The sequence below is a fragment of the Streptomyces sp. NPDC052023 genome (assembly GCF_044548465.1).
Classification (GTDB): Bacteria; Actinomycetota; Actinomycetes; order Streptomycetales; family Streptomycetaceae; genus Streptomyces.
In genome coordinates this window covers 289136-309323 of the sequence record NZ_JBIUBW010000004.1, presented here as the reverse complement: position 1 = coordinate 309323, position 20188 = coordinate 289136, and the positions used below count along the sequence as shown (strand labels likewise).

Annotated in this window: 16 protein-coding genes and 1 pseudogene; 7 read left to right on the top strand and 10 right to left on the bottom strand. The window is 72.8% G+C overall.

Annotated features, from left to right (window positions below):
• Positions 1-28 precede the first annotated feature (28 nt).
• From ACIHCM_RS11760 to ACIHCM_RS11745, 4 genes are all read right to left on the bottom strand, one after another.
• Positions 29-1486 (bottom strand): NCS2 family permease, encoded by a 1458-nt coding sequence (locus ACIHCM_RS11760; RefSeq protein ID WP_399892925.1) that lies wholly within the window; start codon positions 1484-1486, stop codon positions 29-31.
• Between the two features lie 205 nt (positions 1487-1691).
• Positions 1692-4076 carry a xanthine dehydrogenase family protein molybdopterin-binding subunit gene (locus ACIHCM_RS11755; protein ID WP_399892922.1) on the bottom strand — a complete coding sequence of 795 codons (2385 nt, stop codon included), beginning with the start codon at positions 4074-4076 and terminating at the stop codon, positions 1692-1694.
• 1 nt (position 4077) lies between these two features.
• On the bottom strand, positions 4078-4659 hold the full coding sequence (locus ACIHCM_RS11750; RefSeq protein WP_399892920.1) for a (2Fe-2S)-binding protein: 582 nt from the start codon (positions 4657-4659) through the stop codon (positions 4078-4080).
• Positions 4659-5549 carry an FAD binding domain-containing protein gene (locus ACIHCM_RS11745; RefSeq protein WP_399892917.1) on the bottom strand — a complete coding sequence of 297 codons (891 nt, stop codon included), beginning with the start codon at positions 5547-5549 and terminating at the stop codon, positions 4659-4661. Before ACIHCM_RS11745 ends, ACIHCM_RS11750 begins: the two co-directional genes overlap by 1 nt.
• A gap of 369 nt (positions 5550-5918) precedes the next feature.
• Here ACIHCM_RS11745 and ACIHCM_RS11740 point away from each other — a divergent pair, with 369 nt between their 5' ends.
• Positions 5919-7592, top strand: a complete 1674-nt coding sequence (locus ACIHCM_RS11740; protein WP_399892914.1) for a PucR family transcriptional regulator — start codon at positions 5919-5921, stop codon at positions 7590-7592.
• A gap of 143 nt (positions 7593-7735) precedes the next feature.
• Positions 7736-8503 carry a hypothetical protein gene (locus ACIHCM_RS11735; protein ID WP_399892911.1) on the top strand — a complete coding sequence of 256 codons (768 nt, stop codon included), beginning with the start codon at positions 7736-7738 and terminating at the stop codon, positions 8501-8503.
• A gap of 186 nt (positions 8504-8689) precedes the next feature.
• Here the strand turns inward: ACIHCM_RS11735 and ACIHCM_RS11730 are convergent, their stop codons facing one another.
• Complete coding sequence (locus ACIHCM_RS11730; protein ID WP_399892907.1) at positions 8690-9457, bottom strand: GntR family transcriptional regulator; 768 nt, start codon at positions 9455-9457, stop codon at positions 8690-8692.
• Positions 9458-9609: 152 nt separating this feature from the next.
• Here ACIHCM_RS11730 and ACIHCM_RS11725 point away from each other — a divergent pair, with 152 nt between their 5' ends.
• Positions 9610-10458 carry a (2Fe-2S)-binding protein gene (locus ACIHCM_RS11725; protein ID WP_399892904.1) on the top strand — a complete coding sequence of 283 codons (849 nt, stop codon included), beginning with the start codon at positions 9610-9612 and terminating at the stop codon, positions 10456-10458.
• Between the two features lie 318 nt (positions 10459-10776).
• Positions 10777-11823, top strand: coding sequence for a DUF2637 domain-containing protein (locus ACIHCM_RS11720; RefSeq protein ID WP_399892901.1), 1047 nt, complete (start codon positions 10777-10779; stop codon positions 11821-11823).
• A gap of 54 nt (positions 11824-11877) precedes the next feature.
• Here the strand turns inward: ACIHCM_RS11720 and ACIHCM_RS11715 are convergent, their stop codons facing one another.
• Positions 11878-12366, bottom strand: coding sequence for an ATP-binding protein (locus ACIHCM_RS11715; protein WP_399892899.1), 489 nt, complete (start codon positions 12364-12366; stop codon positions 11878-11880).
• Positions 12367-12770: 404 nt separating this feature from the next.
• On the bottom strand, positions 12771-13388 hold the full coding sequence (locus tag ACIHCM_RS11710; RefSeq protein WP_399892896.1) for a hypothetical protein: 618 nt from the start codon (positions 13386-13388) through the stop codon (positions 12771-12773).
• A 218-nt stretch (positions 13389-13606) separates the two neighbouring features.
• On the opposite strand from ACIHCM_RS11710, the gene ACIHCM_RS11705 reads away from it, so the two are divergent.
• Positions 13607-14815 (top strand): helix-turn-helix domain-containing protein, encoded by a 1209-nt coding sequence (locus tag ACIHCM_RS11705; RefSeq protein ID WP_399892893.1) that lies wholly within the window; start codon positions 13607-13609, stop codon positions 14813-14815.
• A gap of 47 nt (positions 14816-14862) precedes the next feature.
• On the opposite strand, the gene ACIHCM_RS11700 is transcribed toward ACIHCM_RS11705, so the two are convergent.
• Entirely contained in the window at positions 14863-16605 is a 1743-nt protein-coding gene (locus ACIHCM_RS11700) for a pyruvate dehydrogenase (RefSeq protein ID WP_399892890.1), read from the bottom strand.
• Between the two features lie 55 nt (positions 16606-16660).
• A complete protein-coding gene (locus ACIHCM_RS11695; protein WP_399892887.1) occupies positions 16661-18028 on the bottom strand; it encodes a protein phosphatase 2C domain-containing protein in 1368 nt (455 codons plus the stop codon).
• 357 nt (positions 18029-18385) lie between these two features.
• On the opposite strand from ACIHCM_RS11695, the pseudogene ACIHCM_RS11690 reads away from it, so the two are divergent.
• Together ACIHCM_RS11690 and ACIHCM_RS11685 are read left to right on the top strand one after the other, a co-directional pair.
• Positions 18386-18961: pseudogene (locus ACIHCM_RS11690) on the top strand (helix-turn-helix transcriptional regulator); the annotation flags it as partial.
• A 58-nt stretch (positions 18962-19019) separates the two neighbouring features.
• A complete protein-coding gene (locus ACIHCM_RS11685) occupies positions 19020-19502 on the top strand; it encodes a DUF456 domain-containing protein (RefSeq protein WP_399892885.1) in 483 nt (160 codons plus the stop codon).
• A gap of 25 nt (positions 19503-19527) precedes the next feature.
• On the opposite strand, the gene ACIHCM_RS11680 is transcribed toward ACIHCM_RS11685, so the two are convergent.
• A complete protein-coding gene (locus tag ACIHCM_RS11680; RefSeq protein ID WP_399892882.1) occupies positions 19528-20166 on the bottom strand; it encodes a LysE family translocator in 639 nt (212 codons plus the stop codon).
• Positions 20167-20188: the final 22 nt, after the last annotated feature.

Genomic DNA, 20188 nt, shown 5'->3' with positions numbered 1-20188 from the left:
GGTTGTGTGCGGAGCGTGGGTTGGGCGCCTAGTGGACGCCCATCCAGCTCTCGATGGGATTGAGGGCGAAGAACACCACGAAGATCACCGTCAGCACCCACATGAAGGCGCCGATCTCCCGCGCCTTGCCCTGAGCGATCTTGATGGCGACGTACGAGACGACGCCGGCCGCGACACCCGCGGTGATCGAGTAGGTGAAGGGCATGATCACGACGGTCAGGAAGACCGGGATCGCGGTGGCGCGGTCGGACCAGTCCACGTGCCGGGCGTTCATCATCATCATGGCGCCGATCACCACCAGGGCGGCGGCCGCGACCTCACCCGGCACGATCGCCGTCAGCGGCGTGAAGAACAGGCAGGCGGCGAAGAACAGACCGGTGACCACGGACGACAGGCCGGTCCTGGCACCCTCGCCGACGCCGGTCGCCGACTCCACGAAGACGGTCTGGCCGGAGGCGCCGGAGACGCCGCCGATCGCGCCGCCCGCGCCGTCGATGAACAGCGCCTTGGACAGACCCGGCATCCGGCCCTTGTCGTCCGCCAGCTTCGCCTCGGTGCCGACGCCGATGATGGTGGCCATCGCGTCGAAGAAGCCGGCGAGCACCAGGGTGAAGACGATCATGCCGACGGTCATCGCGCCGACCTCGCCCCAGCCGCCGAACTCGACGTGGCCGAAGATCGAGAAGTCGGGCATGGAGACCGCGCCGCCGCTCAGTTCGGGAGCGCCGCCGGCCCACTGGTCGGGCTTGATGACGCCGGCCGCGTTGAGGACCACGGCGAGGAGGGTGCCGCCGACGATGCCGATCAGGATGGCGCCGGGGATCCCGCGCGCCTGGAGCATGAAGATGGCCAGGAGGGTCACGGCGAAGAGCAGCACCGGCCAGCCGGCCAGCTCTCCCTCCGGGCCGAGGATCACCGGGGTGGTCTCGCCGTTGTGCACGAACCCGGCCTTGTAGAAGCCGATGAGGGCCACGAACAGGCCGATGCCCATGGTGATCGCGTGCTTCAGGGGCAGCGGGATCGCGTTCATGATCATCTCACGCAGGCCGGTGACGACCAGCAGCATGATGACCACGCCGTACATCACGCACATGCCCATCGCCTGAGCCCAGGTCATCTGGGGAGCGACCTGGGAGGCGAGGACTCCGGAGACGGAGAGACCCGCGGCGAGCGCGAGGGGAACCTTGCCGACGAAACCCATCAGCAGCGTGGTGAGTGCCGCCGCGAACGCGGTCGCGGTGATCAGGGCCTTCTGGCCGAGCGTGTCCCCCGCCGCGTCCTTGCCGGATAGGATCAGGGGGTTGAGCAGGAGGATGTACGCCATCGCCATGAAGGTGGTGATGCCGCCGCGCACCTCACGCGCGACCGTGGATCCCCGCTGGGATATGTGAAAGTACCGGTCGAGCCAAGATCGTCCGGCGGGAACGCGGCTACCCGCGCCCGCGTCCTCCGAGACGGTCTTCGGCTCCAGTGACTGCTGGGTCATGTGGGCCTACTCCCAAGGTTCAAAGGGGCACCCGCACGGGGACCGCCGTGGCGGCTGCGGGATTTGGGAAGGTGCTTCGGCCGCACGACCCGGAGGACGGCCGGGACGAACGATTCGGATCGGTTCCGGGCACCGCGAGCGGAGCGGTGTCCGGGGCTCCGGGCGGCGCGGAGTGTGTGACGTTCCGTGCGCCGCCCGGAGAGTCTTACGCGGTGCCGGTCAGGTGCTCGGGGCGGACCGGCGTCCTGTTCAGCTCCAGGCCGGTCGCGTTGCGGATCGCCGCGAGGACCGCCGGGGTCGAGGACAGGGTGGGGGCCTCGCCGATGCCGCGCAGCCCGTACGGGGCGTGCTCGTCGGCGAGTTCGAGGACGTCGACCGGGATGGTCGGCGTGTCGAGGATGGTCGGGATCAGGTAGTCCGTGAAGGAGGGGTTGCGCACCTTCGCGGTCTTCGGGTCGACCACGATCTCCTCCATGACCGCCACGCCCAGGCCCTGGGTCGTACCGCCCTGGATCTGGCCGATGACGGACAGCGGGTTCAGCGCCTTGCCGACGTCCTGGGCGCAGGCCAGCTCGATCACCTTGACCAGGCCGAGCTCGGTGTCGACCTCGACGACGGCGCGGTGCGCGGCGAAGGAGTACTGGACGTGGCCGTTGCCCTGGCCGGTGCGCAGGTCGAAGGCCTCGGTCGGCCGGTGCCGCCACTCCTCCTCGACCTCGACGGTCTCGCCCTCCAGGACGTCCGTCAGGCCGGCCAGCACCTCACCGCCGTCGGTGACGACCTTGCCGCCCTCCAGCAGCAACTCGGCGGTGGCCCAGGCGGGGTGGTAGGAGCCGAACTTGCGCCGGCCGATCTCCAGCACCTTCTCGCGGACCAGCTCACAGGCGTTCTTCACGGCACCGCCGGTGACGTACGTCTGCCGCGAGGCGGACGTCGAACCGGCGCTGCCCACCTGCGTGTCGGCCGGGTGGATGGTCACCTGGGCGACACCCAGCTCGGTGCGGGCGATCTGCGCGTGGACGGTGACACCGCCCTGGCCGACCTCCGCCATGGCGGTGTGCACGGTCGCGACGGGCTCGCCACCCACGACCTCCATGCGCACCTTGGCGGTGGAGTAGTCGTCGAAGCCCTCGGAGAAGCCGACGTTCTTGATGCCGACCGCGTAGCCGACACCGCGTACGACGCCCTCGCCGTGCGTGGTGTTGGACAGACCGCCGGGCAGCTGGCGCACGTCGGCGCCCTCGCTGGACTCCCACTGACGCTCCGGCGGCATCGGCATCTTCCGGACCCGGCGCAGGAGTTCGGCGACCGGGGCAGGCGAGTCGACCGGCTGGCCGGTCGGCAGGAGGGTGCCCTGCTCCATGGCGTTGAGCTGCCGGAACTCCACCGGGTCCATGCCGAGCTTCGCGGCGAGCTTGTCCATCTGCGCCTCGTAGGCGAAGCACGCCTGGACCGCGCCGAATCCGCGCATGGCGCCGCAGGGCGGGTTGTTGGTGTAGAGGGCGACGGCCTCGATGTCGACGTCGTCGATGACGTACGGGCCGACCGACAGGGACGAGGCGTTGCCGACGACCGCCGGGGAGGCGGAGGCGTAGGCGCCGCCGTCCAGGACGATCCGGCACTTCATGTGCGTGAGCTTGCCGTCCTTGGTGGCGCCGTGCTCGTAGTAGAGCTTCGCCGGGTGGCGGTGGACGTGCCCGAAGAAGGACTCGAACCGGTTGTAGACGATCTTCACCGGCTTGCCGGTGCGCAGCGCCAGCAGGCAGGCGTGGATCTGCATCGACAGGTCCTCGCGGCCGCCGAACGCGCCGCCGACGCCGGCCAGCGTCATCCGCACCTTGTCCTCGGGCAGACCGAGGACCGGCGCGATCTGGCGCAGGTCGGAGTGGAGCCACTGGGTGGCGATGTAGAGGTGGACGCCGCCGTCCTCCTCCGGCACGGCGAGGCCGGACTCGGGGCCGAGGAAGGCCTGGTCCTGCATGCCGAAGGTGTACTCACCCTTGACGATCACGTCCGCCCTCTTGGCGGCCTCGTCCGCGTCGCCGCGGATGATCGGCTGGCGGTGCACGATGTTGGGGTGCGGGACATGGCCGGCGTGGTGGTCGTCGCGGCCCTCGTGGATCAGGATCGCGTCCGGCGCGGTCGCCGAGGCCTCGTCGGTGATGACGGGCAGTTCCCGGTACTCGACCTTGATCTTGGCGGCGGCGCGGCGGGCCGTCTCCGGGTGGTCGGCGGCGACGATCGCGACCGGCTCACCGTGGTGCCGTACCTTGCCGTGCGCGAGAACCGGCGTGTCCTGGATCTCCAGGCCGTAGTTCTTCACCTCGGTGGGCAGGTCGTCGTACGTCAGCACGGCGTACACACCGGCCGTCGCGAGCGCCTCGGACGTGTCGATCGAGACGATCTCGGCGTGCGCGACCGTGGAGCGCAGGATCTGCCCCCACAGCATGTCCTCGTGCCACATGTCGGACGAGTACGCGAACTCGCCGGTGACCTTGAGGGTGCCGTCCGGGCGGAGCGTGGACTCCCCGATGCCGCCCTTGGTCTGCGAGCCCTGCGTGATCTTCGTAGGAGCGCCGTTGGCCGGCATGTCAGACCCCCTCGGACTGGCGGGCGGCCGCCAGGCGGACCGCGTCCATGATCTTCTCGTAGCCGGTGCAGCGGCACAGGTTGCCCGAGAGCGCCTCGCGGATGTCCGCGTCGGACGGGTTCGGGTTGCTCTCCAGCATCTCGTCGGCGGCGACCAGCAGGCCCGGCGTGCAGAAACCGCACTGGACCGCGCCGGCGTCGATGAACGCCTGCTGGACCGGGGAGAGTTCGGTCCCCTCGCCGGTCTGCGAGTCGGTGCCCTTGGCCTGCCAGCCCTTCGCCTCGTCCAGCGAGGTGCCGCACGCGCCGGTGGCGCAGCCGCCCGCGGCCCGCTGCTTGGCGAAGTCGGCGAGGCCCTCGACGGTGACGACCTCGCGGCCCTCGACCTGGCCGGCGGCGACCAGGCACGAACACACCGGCACACCGTCCAGCCGGACCGTGCAGGAGCCGCACTCGCCCTGCTCGCAGGCGTTCTTGGACCCCGGCAGGCCGAGCCGCTCGCGCAGCACGTACAGCAGGGACTCGCCCTCCCAGACGTCGTCGGCTTCCTGCGGACGGCCGTTGACCGTGAAATTGACGCGCATTACGCGGCTCCCTCCGTGCGTGCGGCGGTGCCGCGGTACGACTCCCAGGTCCAGGTCAGCGTCCGGCGGGCCATGACGCCCACCGCGTGCCGGCGGTAGCTCGCCGTGCCCCGGACGTCGTCGATCGGGTTGCAGGCGGCGGAGCACAGGTCCGCGAACTGCTTGGCGACCGACGGGGTGATGATCTTTCCGTTGTCCCAGAAGCCGCCCTCTTCGAGCGCCGCGTTCAGGTACTCCTCGGCGGCCTTGGCGCGCACGGGGGTCGGGGCGGCCGAACCGATTCCGGTACGGACCGTCCTCGTCCGGGGGTGCAGCGCGAGCCCGAAGGCGCACACGGCGATGACCATGGCGTTGCGCGTGCCCACCTTGGAGTACTGCTGGGGCCCGTCCGCCTTCTTGACGTGCACGGCACGGATCAGCTCGTCGGCGGCGAGCGCGTTGCGCTTCACGCCGGTGTAGAACTCGTCGATCGGGATGCGCCGCGAGCCCCGTACGGACTCCACCTCGACCTCGGCGCCGGCGGCGAGGAGGGCGGGGTGGGCGTCGCCGGCCGGTGAGGCGGTGCCGAGGTTGCCGCCGACGCCGCCGCGGTTGCGGATCTGCGGGGAGGCCACGGTGTGCGAGGCGAGGGCCAGGCCCGGCAGCTCGGCGCGCAGGTGCTCCATGATCCGGGAGTACGGTACGGAGGCACCCAGTCGCACGGAGTCCTCGCCGACCTCCCACTCGGAGAGATCGCCGATGCGGTTGAGGTCCATGAGGTACTCGGGCCGGCGGTGGTCGAAGTTGATCTCGACCATCACATCGGTGCCACCCGCAATCGGCACAGCGGTGGGGTGCTCGGCCTTCGCGGCGAGCGCCTCCTCCCAGCTGGCGGGGCGAAGGAAGTCCATGACCGGCTCTCTTCTTCTTCGTCTTCGTGGGTCGTACAGATTGAGCCAATCCGTGTGCGGCGGGCCCGGCTCGTTCATGTGCTGTTAACGCGGATTGACGTCAGTACACAGCCCCTTGCTCCAACGGGGTCAGTCACCGAAACCATGAAGGAGTTGGCTGGCCAGGCCGGGCATCTTGTAGATTCGTATGAACGGAGGTCATCGGTAACCTCCTGGTTTTCCTGGGGAAACGTCCGGCACAGCCCGCGTGACCTGGGGCACAGCACGGGAGACGGCGAGCATCGCTCCACCGCCCACCGCACGGGCCATCCACCCTCGGCCCGTCAAGATCCATCGTAGTTTTCGAGACAAGGAACGGCGGCGACGAGAATGCGGCTGCGCGCACTGCTGGACACCGACGCGCTGGGCCTCAGGCTGCTCGGCGGCGAGGACGAGCTGGACCGCACCGTGCGGGGCGTGATGACCACCGACCTGCGGGACCCCAGCCGCTACCTCGCGGGCGGCGAACTGGTGCTGACGGGTCTGGCCTGGCGCCGGGACGCCGCGGACGCCGAGCCCTTCGTACGGATCCTGGTGCAGGCCGGCGTGGCGGCCCTCGCCGCCGGCGAGGCCGAGCTGGGCGACGTGCCCGAGGACCTGGTCCAGGCGTGCGCCCGGCACCGGCTCCCGCTGTTCGCCGTGCACGAGTCGGTGGCCTTCGCGACGATCACCGAACACGTCGTACGGCAGGTCTCGGGCGAGCGGGCCGGCGACCTCGCGGCCGTGGTCGACCGGCATCGCCGGATGATGACCTCAGGTCCGGCGGGCGGCGGCCCGGACGTCGTGCTCGACCTCCTCGGCTCCGACCTGGACCTGCGCGCCTGGGTCCTCTCGCCCACCGGCCGCCTCATCGCCGGCTCCAAGGTCGGTGGCCCCGTGCTGCCTCCCGAGGCCTGCGCGAAGCTGGCGGCCGAACACATGGCGGCCGCCCGTACCGGCCGCCGCGGCCCGCACCGCCTGATCCTCGGCTCCACGACGTACTCGGTCTTCCCCATCCGCAGCAGCGGCCGCTCCCCCCAGGCCTCCCGGGACGTCCGCGAGACGGTCCTGTCGGACTGGCTGCTCGCCGTGGAGGCGGACGCCGGCGACTGGGCGGAGGAGCGCCTGGACCTGCTGCACGGCGTCACCCAGCTGATCGCGGTCGAACGCGACCGCCGCGACGCCGCCCGCACGGTCCGCCGCCGGCTGGCCCAGGAGGTCCTGGAACTCGTCCAGACGGGCGCCGCACCCGCCGAGATCGCGGCCCGGCTGCGCGTCGCGGCGCCGGTCCTGCTGCCCGGTCTCGGCACGGCCCCGCACTGGCAGGTGGTCGTGGCCCGCGTCGAGTGGGAGGACTCCGCGATCGAGGCCGGCCCGGTGGCCCAGTCCCTGCTGGAGGAGATCCTGGTCGACCCCACGGCCGCCGGCCCCGAGCCCTCCGACCGCATCGCCGTGGCCCACTCGGGCGACGAGGCGATCGCCCTGGTCCCCCTCCCGGCGGTCTCGGCGGAGGACGACGGCTCGGAGACCGGCGTCCTCGCGGACGCCCTCCTCACCTCCGTACGGGACCCCCTCTCCGCAGGCCTGGACGGCGACGGGCGGGTCACCCTCGGTGTCAGCGCGGCCGTCCATTCCGCGGAGGGCCTGCGCGGCGCACTGGAGGAGGCCCGGCACGCCCGCCGGGTGGCCGCCGCCCGCACCGGCCGGGTCTGCGCGGCCGGCCACCAGGAACTGGCCTCCCACGTCCTGCTGCTCCCCTTCGTCCCCGACGACGTACGCCGCGCCTTCACGGCCCGCCTCCTGGACCCGTTGCGCGACTACGACCGCCGTCACCGCGCCGAGCTGATCCCGACGCTGGAGGCGTTCCTCGAAAGCGACGGCTCCTGGACCCGCTGCGCCTCCCGCCTCCACCTGCACGTCAACACCCTGCGCTACCGGGTGGGCCGCATCGAGCAGTTGACGAGCCGCGACCTCTCCCGTCTGGAGGACAAGCTGGACTTCTTCCTGGCACTGCGCATGAGCTGAAACCTGAAGGGCCGAGGTCTCCCTCGACTTTGTGAAATCCTTCACCCACCCTCTTGGCCGGGCAGCTGAATTGGTGTTGGAATGCGGCCACCACTCAACAGCTCGATGGCGTGCTCGGGGAGGGCAACGTGGCGCATACCGCCATGTCCGGTTCTGGAACGACCTCTGACGACGATCCCCTCCAGACCGCGGTATGGCGGCTGCGCTCCCGGGCCTGCTGGGCCGACGCGGCCGCCCTGCTGACCCCGGCCACGCCGGCGGCAGCGCTGCAACGCGCGGCGCTGCTGGTCGAGCGTTGTCTGTACACCGAGCAGGGCTGGGAGGAGGCCGAGGACGCCCTGCGCACGGCCGAGGCCCTCGCCCTCACCGACGAGGAACGGGGCGCGGCGGCCTGCGAACGCGGCCAACTCGCCTACGCCGCCACCCTGCACACGGTCCGGGACCGCGCCGACGAGGCCCGGGCGGCCCTCGGCCGCGCGGCGGCCCTGATCCCTCCCGGCACCCCCGGACGCCCCCTGCTGGACTTCCGCCGCGGCCTGCTCGCCGAGAACCTCGCCCACTCCCCCCAGTCCGCCCAGGCCGCCTACCGCCGCGCCCACGCGGGCGCCACGGCCCACGCCAACACCCTCCTGCTGTCCTTCACCTGGCGCCACCTCGCCGGACTGGCCCTCAGGGAAGGCGATCTGACCGAGGCCCGCCACGGCTTCGCCGAGTCCCTGCGCATCCGCGAGGAACTGGGCTACCTGGTCGGCACGGCCCCCGCGCTGGCCTCCCTCGCGGACACGGAACCCGAACCGGAGGCCTCCCGCCTGCGCGAGGAGGCCCGCCGCCTCTACCGCCTCCTGGGCGGCGTCCCCACCTGGCTGGCAGCCCACTTGACCCCACCGACCCCCGACGCGGCAACGGCGTAAGGCCAAGGGCGCGCGCCGGGAAAACCGCCCACGGCGGGAAGGGTCCGTGCCGGGGGGTGTCCGCCCGCAGCGGTTGGCGCGTCGACCCGGGCGAGTCGCTAAGAGACCGATTCCGCGCCGTTCCGGGGACGGCCCCCCCCACGGCCGGCGCTACAGCAACCCCACCAGACGCCGCAGGCACGGCGCCTAACACCCCCAGGCGTAGTGCTCCTCCACAACCACCCGCACCGTCGTGAGGTCCCGCAACACGAGCGCATCCACCAACGCGGCGTGCTCGGCCGCATCGGCCATCAACTCCGTGCGCCCTCCCAGGCCGGAGGAGGGCCACTGCGCCCGCCGGTGCACGTCGTCCGCGATCCGCACCAGCTGCTCGTTCCCCGCAAGCCCCAGTACACCCCGGTGAAACGCCCGGTCGGCCTCCGCATACGTGGCCCCGCACCCGGAGGAGGCCGCCCGCACCGTGGCCTCGGCCAGCGGCCGCAACTCCGCCCACCGCTCACCGGGCACCGCACGGGCCAGCCGCAGAATCACCGGCACCTCGATCAGCCGCCGCACCTCGGCGAGTTCGGCCAGCTCACGCGAGTCCCGCTGGATCACCCGGAAGCCCCGGTTCGGCACGACCTCGACCGCGCCCTCCAGCGCCAGCTGCTGCATGGCCTCCCGCACGGGCGTCGCGGACACCCCGAACCGCTCCCCCAGCGCCGGCGCCGAGTACACCTCCCCCGGCCGCAGCTCCCCGGTCGCCAGCGCCGCCCGCAACGCGTCCAGCACCTGCCCCCGCACCGACGACCGCCGCACGACAGGCCGGATCGGCTGCTCGCCGTGCGTGTGCTCACCGCGCGCGGAGGCACTCCGCTCCGCGTCCGCGGCGCCGGGCTGCGCCGGCACCCGCACCCCGGGCAGCGCAAGGCCCGCGAACCGCGCCCCGGCAGAGGGCTGCGCACCTCGCTCCACGGGACTCCCCTCCGGACCTGTCAGCACTTGAGGTCACTCGACCGTGAAGCACCTTAGGCGGAGAAGCCCCCGGTTCACATCCCCGGCCCTTCCGGCTAAGGTAAGCCTTACCTTCAAACGGCCCGTGACGTCTCCGAATGGGTGGTCCCCGTATGCCCGCGCCCGCCTCGGCCACAGCAGACGCGTACGCCCGCCTCAAGGAAGCCGTCCCCAGCCTCGGCATCACCGAGCTGGACCCCGCCGAACCCTTCCCCGCCGGCCCAGGATGGATCACCAGCGACGCCCTCGCCGCAGGCAGCGACGCCCTCGACGACTTCCTCGCGCACGACGACGCCCAGGTCGTCCGCGACTACGGCCTGCGAGCGCGCCCCGACGTCGTCGCCAGCTTCGGCCTGCACCGCTACGCCTGGCCGGCCTGTCTGCTGATCACCGTGCCGTGGTTCCTCGGCCGCCGCGTCCCCCGCTACCCCGTGACGCATGTCTCGTACGACCGGAGCGCCCCCGGCCTGGACATGGGCCACCTCCTGGTCCGCCCGCACGGCTTCGCCTGCCTCCCCGGCGACCCCGCGGCGGCCCTCCCCGGCGCCACGGTGGTCCCGGACGAGGAAGCGCTGCGAGCCGAGGTGCGCGCGGCGGTCGCCGAGCACCTCGAACCGGTTCTCGCCGCCTTCGGCCCCCGGATGCGCCGCCGCGGCCGCGCGCTGTGGGGCATGGCGACGGACGAGATCGTCGAGGGCCTGTGGTACGTGGCGCACCTCCTCGGCGAGCAGGACCGCGCGCGCCACGAACTGGAGCTGCTGCTGCCGGGCGCGACCAAGCCGTACGCCGGCTCGGCGGCCTTCCGCGAGCTGAAGGGCCCGAACGGCGAGACGCTGCCCACCCGGGACCGGGCGAGCTGCTGCATGTTCTACACCCTCCGCCCCGAGGACACCTGCGCCACCTGCCCGCGCACCTGCGATGCGGACCGCGTCACCAAACTGCTCGCCACGACCGCCGCTTGAGGCGCCGAGCATCCCGTAAGATCATCCAGCCCCGACCCGCACCGGCACCCACCCGGCACCACCAGTCCCGCGTGACCACATGCGGTCAGGCGTTTCACAACTCCCTCACGAGTCACCGCAACTTTCGCCGCACCACTCGTACGGGTAGTCTTATTCGAACTCAACTCCCGCCCCTCAAGCGGCAGTTCGAGCAGAACGCCGCCCCGGGCATCCCCTTGCACTTCGATGGCGGCCTCTTGCCCCGAAACCCCCTGAGGGCCGGTGGGTTTGGGCCACCATGGCGGGCGTTACGCCCTATCCCAATGCAAGGGACCCCAGATGAGACTGACCGACATATCGCTGAACTGGCTGCTACCGTGCGCCGTACTGCTCGCGGGCATGCTGACGGCGGTTGCGGTACTCCAGCGCGGCAAGCGTTCCGCGGGGAAGGACACGAGCGCGGACGACTCGTGGGAGCGTATGGAGGAGCGCCGCAGGCGCAAGGAAGCCATATACGGCACCGCTTCCTATGTACTCCTCTTCTGCTGTGCCGCCGTCGCCGCGGCACTCTCCTTCAAGGGCCTGGTCGGCTTCGGCCAGCAGAACCTCGGCCTCTCCGGCGGCTGGGAGTACCTGGTGCCGTTCGGCCTCGACGGCGCGGCGATGTTCTGCTCGGTGCTCGCGGTGCGGGAGGCCAGCCACGGTGACGCGGCGCTCGGCTCCCGGATACTCGTGTGGACCTTCGCGGGCGCGGCGGCCTGGTTCAACTGGGTGCACGCCCCTCGCGGCCTCGGCCACGACGGCGCCCCCCACTTCTTCGCGGGCATGTCCCTCTCGGCGGCGGTCCTGTTCGACCGAGCCCTGAAGCAGACCCGCCGGGCGGCGCTGCGCGAGCAGGGCCTGATTCCGCGACCGCTGCCGCAGATCCGCATCGTCCGCTGGATGCGGGCCCCGCGTGAGACGTACAAGGCCTGGTCGCTGATGCTTCTGGAAGGTGTCCGCACCCTCGACGAGGCGGTCGACGAGGTCCGCGAGGACAAGCGGCAGAAGGAGCAGGCGCGGCTGCGGCGGCGTGAGCAGGAGCGGCTGGAGCGGGCCCAGCTCAAGGCGATCAGCCGGGGCCACGGGCGCGGCTTCCCCGGGCGCGGCGGCGGCCGGCAGGTGGAGTTGCCGGCCGTGGAGCAGGGCAGCGCCGAGCGCCTCTCCACGGAGCCTGCCATAGCCGCCCCGGAGCTGCCCGTCCGTACCCGGCCCTCGCTCCAGCCCGTCCGCAAGGGCACCGAACCGGTCACGGTCGACCTCACCGCGGAGGACGACACCATGGCCCTCCCCCGCCTCGACTCCCTCGAGCGCAAGCTGAAGGACCTGGAGCAGCAGTTCGGCTAGGACCGGACAGCACCGGACGGGGTGCGGTCCCGCGCGGGCCGCACCCCGGGTCGTTCAGGCGGCGTCCGCGTCCGCCTCGAGTTCGAACCACACCGACTTCCCCACCTCGTGCGGCCGTACGCCCCACGCGTCCGCGAGGGACTCCACCAGCACCAGCCCCCTGCCGTGCGTGTTCTCGTCGGGTTCCGCCACCCGCGGCCGGGGCCTGCGGGAGACGTAGTCCCGTACCTCCACCCGCAGCCCGTGCGGCCCGACGGTGGCCGTCAGGACCGCCTCGTGATCCGTGTGGACGATCGCGTTGGTGACGAGTTCGCTGGTGAGCAGTTCCGCTATCTCCGCCCTGCCGGGCCGTCCCCAGTCCCGTAGCAGGTGGCGCAGCTCTCTGCGCGCCTCGGGGACGGCCCTCAGGTCCGCCCGCCCGAGTCTGCGCCTCAGGTGCTGCGCCTGTGCCTGCTCGGTGGCGCCGTCGGCCGCGTCCTGCACCGTTCCCGCCGAGAAGGCCCCGAACGCCGTGGGACCGCCCCCTCGTGCCTGCCTCTTCATGTCCCCCGCCCGCGTGCCGATGTCGGTTCCCCTCCTGCTCGAACACGTTCACGGGGATCCTTGCCCGATGGGCACGGGGGCAGTCATGTGGAATTGTCAACGACCGGGTGTTCGGCCACGGTTGTCACCGCCACGGGCGCCCCACCCGGCCGCCGCCCGCGCGCCCGGCGCGGTACGGGCCGCTCCGGATCGCCCCGACTACCCACCCGGCGCTGCCGATCCGGCCGTAGCCGGGAAGCGCGTGGGGCCGCCGGTTCTCGGCATCCGCTCCCCGGCCGCCGTACGGAAGCCGTGCCGCGGCCGGCGAGACTGGCTGGATCGGTGCGGTCGGCGGCACAGCACGGCGGCCGCCCTCCCCACCCCCGTGGGAGAGGGGGCCGCCGCTGCGCGCCGGGCCCGTGCGGTCAGTACAGCTTGCCGACGGCGGTGCCGGTCGTCTTCTTGAAGTCGCGGACCGGGGCGTCGGTGAAGTCGCCGAGCTGCGACCAGTCCACGACGGTGACGGTCCGGCCGTCACGGCCCACCGACAGCAGACGGACATCGGTGGCACCCCAGGACGTCCAGGTGTGCAGACCGTGCACGCGGGCACCCTCCTCGACCCGCACGGTGCCGTAGTCGCGGTGCGCGGCACCGCTCTCCGGGTCCTCCTCGATGCGGTCCGGGCAGCTGCGGATCTCCTGGTTCATCCGGTCGGCCAGCGCCTTGGCCTTCACGGCGCTGCCCGTGACGATGGTGAGCTGGCGGGCGCTGGTGTCGAGGTCGGTGCGGAACTCGCGGTAGCGGGAGTCGTACCCGGGGAAGACGTCGGCGAGGCAGAGGCCCAGTTCCTGCGGCACCCCGTCGGTGACCTTGCCGGCGGTCCAGGTGGACGAGGGGTGCGGCGGCAGTTCGGACGCCGAGAGGAAGGCGGGCGGCCGGGTGGCCGGCGCGGTGGCCCCCGCCGGTGCGGCGAGGGCCGTGAGCGCGGTGAGCCCGGCGACGACGAGTGCGGTGAGCGCGCCGGCTCGGATGCGGTGCGACATGGGTCTCCCCCGTGAAGGTGTCGTGTGAACGGAAAGGTGTCGCCCGGTGCCGGGAGGCCGGTCCGGCGGTGCCCGAAGCGACACCACGAGCATCGGCGGTCCCTGCCGGCAGCCGCAACAGCCGGCGCGGCATCCAGCACGGTGGAACCATCCCAGCATGGCTGACGTGCAGATATGTAGGTGCCTGGGATGCCGTCCCGGGCCGGGAGGGGGGGCCGGTGCCGGCACACGACGACATCGAGGAGTTCGCGGCGCTGCTGCGGCGCTTCAAGGGGCGCACCGACCGCAGCTACGGCTCGCTGGCCCGGCGCCTCGGCATGAACACCTCGACGCTGCACCGCTACTGCGCCGGTGACACGGTCCCGCTCGACTTCGCTCCGGTCGAACGCTTCGCCGCCCTGTGCGGCGCCACCCCGGAGGAGCGCCTGGACCTCCACCGGCGCTGGCTCCTCGCGACCGCGGCACGTCAGCGGCACACCGCACGGCAGGCGGCCCCTGTGCGGGAGGAGGACCGGAGCCGAGGGGGCGAGTCCCAGGCGTGCGCGACTGCGGCGCACGAGCGCCCGGCGGAGGACGGCGGACGGGGACCGGACCCCGGGCAGGAACCACCGCCGGACACGGGCCACGCCCCCGTACCGGAGCTCCCCCCGGACCGCGCAGGGCACCGCCCCTGGTACCACCCGCGCCGCCTGGCCCTCGCCGCCGGTCTCGCCTCCGTCGTCGTCGCCGCTCTTGTAGCCCTGCGCCCGGACGACGAGGGCGGCGAGGGCGGCGAGGAGGCGCGGTCCGCCCGTCCAGCGGCCGTTCCCGCTCCGCTGGCCTGGACCGCCGACTCTCAGGCGTGGGCGCTCGGCTGCGGGCACGACTACGTCATCCGCAGGCCGCCCGACCGGGTCCCGCCGCCCCCGGCTCCGCAGGACGCCGGTGCATGGGCGGCGGCACAGGACGCCGTGCACGGGCGGGAGACGAACATCCGCGTCTCCGTGCAGGGCAGGACGTCCACGGCCGTCGTCCTGGAGGCGCTGCGCGTCCGCGTGGTCGGCCGCGGCGACCCGGCGCCCGGCACGGCGTACGCCATGGACCAGGGCTGCGGCGGCGCGCTGACGCCTCGCCACTTCGCCGTGAACCTCGACGCCGGCCGGCCGCTGGCCCGCCCGATGCCCGGCAACGACGCGGGCGACCCGCTGCCGGCGGTGCCCCTGCCCTACCGCGTCTCCGCCGAGGACCCGGAGGTCCTCCTGGTCAACGCCCGCACCCAGAAGTGCGACTGCTCGTGGTACCTGGAGCTGGACTGGTCCTCCCAGGGCCGTAGCGGCACGGTCCGCATCGACGACGGCGGCCGTCCGTTCCGCACGACCGCCGTCGAGGACCTGCCCCGGTACGCGTACGACACCTCGGCACGCCGCTGGACGCCGTACGCCGAGTAGGCGGCGGACGTGTGCCGGACCCCGCGACGCCGCGGCCCCGGGTACCTCTAGGGCCGGGGCACGTTGCGGAGGTTGGAGCGGGCCAGCTGGAGCATGCGGCCGACGCCGCCGTCCAGCACGATCTTCGAGGCGGACAGGGCGAACCCGGTCACCATCTCGGCCTTGATCTTCGGCGGGATGGACAGCGCGTTGGGGTCGGTGACGACGTCGACAAGGGCGGGGCCCTTGTGGCGGAAGGCGTCCTTCAGGGCGCCGGCGAGCTGCTTGGGCTTCTCGACGCGGACGCCGTAGGCACCGCAGGCGCGGGCGACGGCGGCGAAGTCGGGGTTGGTGTTGGCCGTGCCGTACGAAGGCAGCCCGGCGACCATCATCTCCAGCTCGACCATGCCGAGCGAGGAGTTGTTGAACAGTACGACCTTCACCGGCAGGTCGTACTGCACGAGGGTCAGGAAGTCCCCCATCAGCATGGTGAATCCGCCGTCCCCCGACATCGACACGACCTGCCGGCCGGGGTCGGTGAACTGGGCGCCGATCGCCATCGGCAGCGCGTTCGCCATCGAGCCGTGGGAGAAGGAACCGATGACGCGGCGCCGGCCGTTCGGTGAGATGTAGCGGGCGGCCCAGACGTTGCACATGCCGGTGTCCACGGTGAACACGGCGTCCTCGTCGGCGAGTTCGTCCAGCACGGCCGCCACGTACTCGGGGTGGACCGGGACGTGCTTGTCGACCTTTCTGGTGTACGCCTTGACCACCCCCTCCAGCGCCTCCGCGTGCTTCTTGAGCATCTTGTCCAGGAAGCGGCGGTTCGTCTTGGTCCGCACGCGCGGGATGAGACAGCGCAGCGTCTCGCGGACGTCGCCCCAGACGGCGAGGTCCAGTTTGGAGCGCCGGCCGAGGTGTTCGGGACGCACGTCGACCTGGGCGATCCGCACGTCGTCGGGGAGAAAGGCGTTGTAGGGGAAGTCGGTGCCGAGCAGGAGCAGCAGGTCGCACTCGTGAGTGGCCTCGTAGGCGGCTCCGTAGCCGAGGAGCCCGCTCATCCCGACGTCGAACTTGTTGTCGTACTGGATCCACTCCTTGCCGCGCAGGGCGTGCCCGACCGGGGACTTGATCTTCTCGGCGAACTCCATCACCTCGGCGTGCGCCCCGGCCGTGCCACTGCCGCAGAACAGCGTGACCTTCTCGGCCCCGTCGATGAGTTCGACCAGGCGGTCGATCTCGGCGTCACCGGGCCGTACGGTGGGCCGGGAGGTGACCAGCGCGCTCTCGGGTGCCCTGTCGGGGGCGGGCCGGTCGGCGACGTCGCCCGGCAGGGTGACGACACTGACGCCGCCCTGCCCGATCGCGTGCTGGATCGCGGTCTGCAGGAGCCTCGGCATCTGCTGCGGACTGGAGATCATCTCGCTGTAGTGGCTGCACTCCTGGAACAGCCGGTCGGGGTGGGTCTCCTGGAAGTAGCCGAGGCCGATCTCGCCGGAGGGGATGTGCGAGGCGAGGGCGAGGACCGGGGCCATGGAGCGGTGGGCGTCGTAGAGGCCGTTGATGAGGTGCAGGTTGCCGGGCCCGCAGGAGCCGGCGCAGGCCGCCAGATTCCCGGTGATCTGCGCCTCCGCGCCGGCCGCGAAGGCGGCGGTCTCCTCGTGCCGGACGTGGATCCAGTCGATGGCGGAGTTGCGGCGGACCGCGTCGACGACCGGGTTGAGGCTGTCGCCGACGACGCCGTACAGGCGCTTGACTCCGGCGCGGGCGAGGATGTCGACGAACTGTTCGGCGACGTTCTGTTTGGCCATGGCTCGATGCACCCCTTCGGCACTCCTTGGGTCCATCAATCCACAGGGTTCGCCCTCACGCCTCCCACACGGCCGCCGCCGTACGGTCGTCGGCGTAGCCCTTCACCCGGACCTGGGTGTCGGCGAGAAACGCGGCGAGGCCCGGCGGCTGCGGGGACGACCACCGCTCGCGCAGATGCGCGGGCAGTTCCGGTTCGCCGCGCAGCGGCTCCGCGAGGCCTGAGGTGCACATCAGGAGCGTGTCGCCCGGCCGGGCGACGGAGGCGCGGAAGCGGAAGGGTTCACGGGGCGGTTCGGGGGCCGGTTCGTAGGGGCTCGGCGGGGTCGGTATGCCGAGGTCCATGGTGAGCCGGTCGCCGGCGCGGGTCTCGGCCGGCGGTGAGCCGAAGCTGAGGACCGGCTCGCCGGTGATCTCGCCGGCCTGCGGTTCGATGTCCTGCCACGCGCCGTCCCGCAGCCGGAACAGGCCACCGGCTCCGACGCCGAAGAACACGCGGGTACGGCAACCGGGGTCGGCGGGCAGGAGCAGACAGCGCAGCGTGGCGGCGTACTCGTCGGGCCGCAGGCCCTGTTCGGCGGCGCTGGCGCGGAGTCTGCCGAGGCTGCGGTCGGTGAGCCGGTGCAGGCCGGACTTCAGGTCGCCGCGCCGGCCGGCTCGTATGTCCTCGGCGAGCCGTGCCTGGCTGCGTCCTACCGCCCGCCCGATCCACTGGCACACCTCGGCCGCGGCACGGTGCGCCCCGGCGGTGGCCCGGGCGCCGGTGGCCATGGCGACCAGCACGAGCGCGGTGTCGCCGGTGCCGAACCGAGCGGTGAACAGGGCGTCGCGGCGTGGTTCGCCCCGGTACCGCGCGGAGTCCCCGCGCACCGAGGCCGCGCGCAGGGTGCAGGCGCCGTAGTGGGCGCCGTCCAGGACGGTGTCGGCAACCAGGCCGCCGAGGTCGTCGGGGTCGGCGGGCGGGAGGGCGGTGGGTTCGGGTTCGTAGGTGGGCGGGCCGGAGCCCACGTGGTGGAGAGGGGTGGGGGTGACCGGGTTCGGGCGGGGCGGGGCGGGTGGGGGCGGCACAGGCGGTGGGGGCGGCTCCGTGAAGGTGGGCGCGGGGGCGCCGGTGGCCGAGGTGGTGGGGCCCGTGGGAGGCGGTGGGGTTCGTACGGAGGGGACCGGCCCGGCGTCACGGGACGCGGGGCCGGTGCCGTCGGCGCGGGGCGTGGCGTCCGGGCCGGCGGCGCGTGGGCCGCCGCGCGGCGCCGGTAAGCCGCCCGGAGCGCCCGGCGGTGCGGTCACCGCGCCGGACGCCGAGGCGAAGCGGTCGTCGAGCGACTCGGGCGTGCGTGTGGGGCCCGTGTCCTCGGTGGTGTCGTCGTACAGCTGCCCCCACCAGTCGTCGGAGTGACCGGCGGGCCTTCCCCCCTGCTGGCTCATGCCCCCAATTGTCCACCGCGGGGGCCGGATGAAAACGGGGCGTCGGGAAAATGCGGCGCGACGCCCGCGTTCACGCGGCGTGTCCGGGTGAGGTGTCGTACGGGTGTCGGGTGCGAAGTACGCAGGCCGCGGCGGGAAGTGCCGTACATGAGTTCGAAAAGGCCGCCGGACGGCTCCACCCCCCACGGGAGAACCGCCCGGCGACGCGAAAGACCCGGTACCCGTCGGCGCCGGTGGCCCCACCTTGGCAGAGTTACGCGCGGTACGGCGATGATGTGCCGTGGCGGTTTTGCGCCGTGGCCTGTTTGCGCCACGGGCGGTCCGCGGGGTCCGGATTCCGGGGAGGCGCGACAGCCGGTGCCGGCGGCGACAGGGCTGGACGGGACGCACGAGTCTGCGTACCGCGCGCCGGTGGCGGTGGGCGCCGCCGAAGTGCCCGAACCGGCCCGGCGGCCGGCCCTCGGCGAGCACGACACCGAGCGCGCGCCGCGCAGCCTGGAACGGCACGGCCTCGCCGCCCGGTCGTCCGCCCGGCCCGGCCACTGGGTGGCCGCCCCGCCCGGCGTGGCGCTGGGCGCGCTGCTCACCCGGCGCCGGCACGAACTGGTACAGGTGGAGCCGGCGGCCGCGCTGCTCGCCGAGAAGTTCCGGGCGGCGGGGGCCGAACCGGCCGTGCACGACCTGGTCGAGGTGGTGACCGGGGCGGCCGCCGTCTCCGAACAGGCAGCCGCGCGCTGTCGGGTCGTGGTCGAGCGGGCGGCGCTGGACCAGCCGGGCGGCCTGACCGAGCTGGCGCTCGGGCGGGGCGAGGAGGTACAAGTAACCGGCCTGTTCGAGCCGGTGTGGCGGGAGGCACTGCCGCTGCGGTGCGGCGACTCCGGCGTCACCGAGTGCCACGAGGATCCCGACGGCACCGTCCTGGAGATCGTTTCCTGCTGCTGGCCCGCACGTGCGACCTGCGAGCTTCCGCGGGCTCCGGCACGCTGGGCAGATGGGAGTGTGGCAGCTCCTGCTGACCGGCCTGCTGATGGCGGCCGGCCTGTGCGGAGTGCTGGTGCCCGGCGTTCCGGGGTCGTGGCTGGTGTGGGCGGCGGTGATGTGGTGGGCGCTGCAGGACCCGCGGCCGGCCGCCTGGTTCCTGCTGGTCGGCGCCACCGTCGCGCTGTTCCTGGCACAGGTGGCGCGCTGGGCCCTGCCGCCCCGCAGGCTCCGGGAGAGCGGCGCGACGCCCCGGATGGCGGTGTACGCCGGACTCGGCTCGGTCGCCGGCTTCGTCGTCGTACCGGTCGTCGGCGCCGTCCCCGGCTTCATGGCCGGCATCTACCTCTGCGAACGTCTCCGGCTCGGCCGCCACGGCGAGGCCTGGGCAGCGCTGCGCACGGCGATGCGCTCGGGGGGCTGGAGCGTGCTGGCGGAGCTGTTCACCTGCCAGCTGATCATGGGCGCCTGGCTGGGCGTCGTGATCTGGGGCTGACCGGCCCGCCGGGGCCTCGGAGCGTTCAGTCCTTGCGGCCGGTCACCGCGACCGTCACGCCCAGGCCGATCATGGTCAGGCCGCCGGCGCCGCCGATGGCCGCGAGCCGTCCCGGGGAGCGGGCGAACCAGTCGCGCGCACCGGCCGCGGCCAGCCCCCAGACGCTGTCGCAGGCCACGGCGATGAGGTTGAAGACCAGGCCGAGCAGCAGCATCTGCGCGGCGACGTGCCCTTGCGCGCGGTCGACGAACTGGGGCAGCACGGCGGCGAAGAACACGATCGTCTTCGGGTTGGTCACCCCGACGGCGAACCCCTCCCACAGCGTGCGCAGTCCGCCATGGCCGGGTTCCGGCCGGCCGAACGCCGCCCGCAGCGCGTGCCGCCCGCGTATCGCGCGGACGCCCAGGTGGACCAGATAGGCGGCGCCCGCGAGCTTCAGCGCCATGAAGACCAGGGCCGACCGCTCCACCACGGCGCCCACGCCGAACGCCACGGCGACCACGGCGGCGTATGCCCCCATGGTGTTGCCGACGACGGTGGTCAGCGCAGCCCGGCGCCCCTGCGCCAGGGCCCGCCCGACCACGAAGAGCACACTCGGTCCGGGGACCACGATCAGCAGGAACGACATGGCGGCGAAGGCCGCGAGTCGATCGGTCGGCACCATGCCGCCCACGGAACCACGTGGG

What these genes read in the sequence shown, in the direction of transcription:
- ACIHCM_RS11700 (WP_399892890.1), bottom strand. Translation starts at nt 16,605, where the DNA reads ATGGCCAAACAGAACGTCGCCGAACAGTTCGTCGACATCCTCGCCCGC.
- ACIHCM_RS11695 (WP_399892887.1), bottom strand. Translation starts at nt 18,028, where the DNA reads ATGAGCCAGCAGGGGGGAAGGCCCGCCGGTCACTCCGACGACTGGTGG.
- ACIHCM_RS11755 (WP_399892922.1), bottom strand. Translation starts at nt 4,076, where the DNA reads ATGCCGGCCAACGGCGCTCCTACGAAGATCACGCAGGGCTCGCAGACC.
- ACIHCM_RS11725 (WP_399892904.1), top strand. Translation starts at nt 9,610, where the DNA reads ATGCCCGCGCCCGCCTCGGCCACAGCAGACGCGTACGCCCGCCTCAAG.
- ACIHCM_RS11760 (WP_399892925.1), bottom strand. Translation starts at nt 1,486, where the DNA reads ATGACCCAGCAGTCACTGGAGCCGAAGACCGTCTCGGAGGACGCGGGC.
- ACIHCM_RS11710 (WP_399892896.1), bottom strand. Translation starts at nt 13,388, where the DNA reads ATGTCGCACCGCATCCGAGCCGGCGCGCTCACCGCACTCGTCGTCGCC.
- ACIHCM_RS11715 (WP_399892899.1), bottom strand. Translation starts at nt 12,366, where the DNA reads ATGAAGAGGCAGGCACGAGGGGGCGGTCCCACGGCGTTCGGGGCCTTC.
- ACIHCM_RS11750 (WP_399892920.1), bottom strand. Translation starts at nt 4,659, where the DNA reads ATGCGCGTCAATTTCACGGTCAACGGCCGTCCGCAGGAAGCCGACGAC.
- ACIHCM_RS11745 (WP_399892917.1), bottom strand. Translation starts at nt 5,549, where the DNA reads ATGGACTTCCTTCGCCCCGCCAGCTGGGAGGAGGCGCTCGCCGCGAAG.
- ACIHCM_RS11680 (WP_399892882.1), bottom strand. Translation starts at nt 20,166, where the DNA reads ATGGTGCCGACCGATCGACTCGCGGCCTTCGCCGCCATGTCGTTCCTG.
- ACIHCM_RS11735 (WP_399892911.1), top strand. Translation starts at nt 7,736, where the DNA reads ATGTCCGGTTCTGGAACGACCTCTGACGACGATCCCCTCCAGACCGCG.
- ACIHCM_RS11720 (WP_399892901.1), top strand. Translation starts at nt 10,777, where the DNA reads ATGAGACTGACCGACATATCGCTGAACTGGCTGCTACCGTGCGCCGTA.
- ACIHCM_RS11740 (WP_399892914.1), top strand. Translation starts at nt 5,919, where the DNA reads ATGCGGCTGCGCGCACTGCTGGACACCGACGCGCTGGGCCTCAGGCTG.
- ACIHCM_RS11685 (WP_399892885.1), top strand. Translation starts at nt 19,020, where the DNA reads ATGGGAGTGTGGCAGCTCCTGCTGACCGGCCTGCTGATGGCGGCCGGC.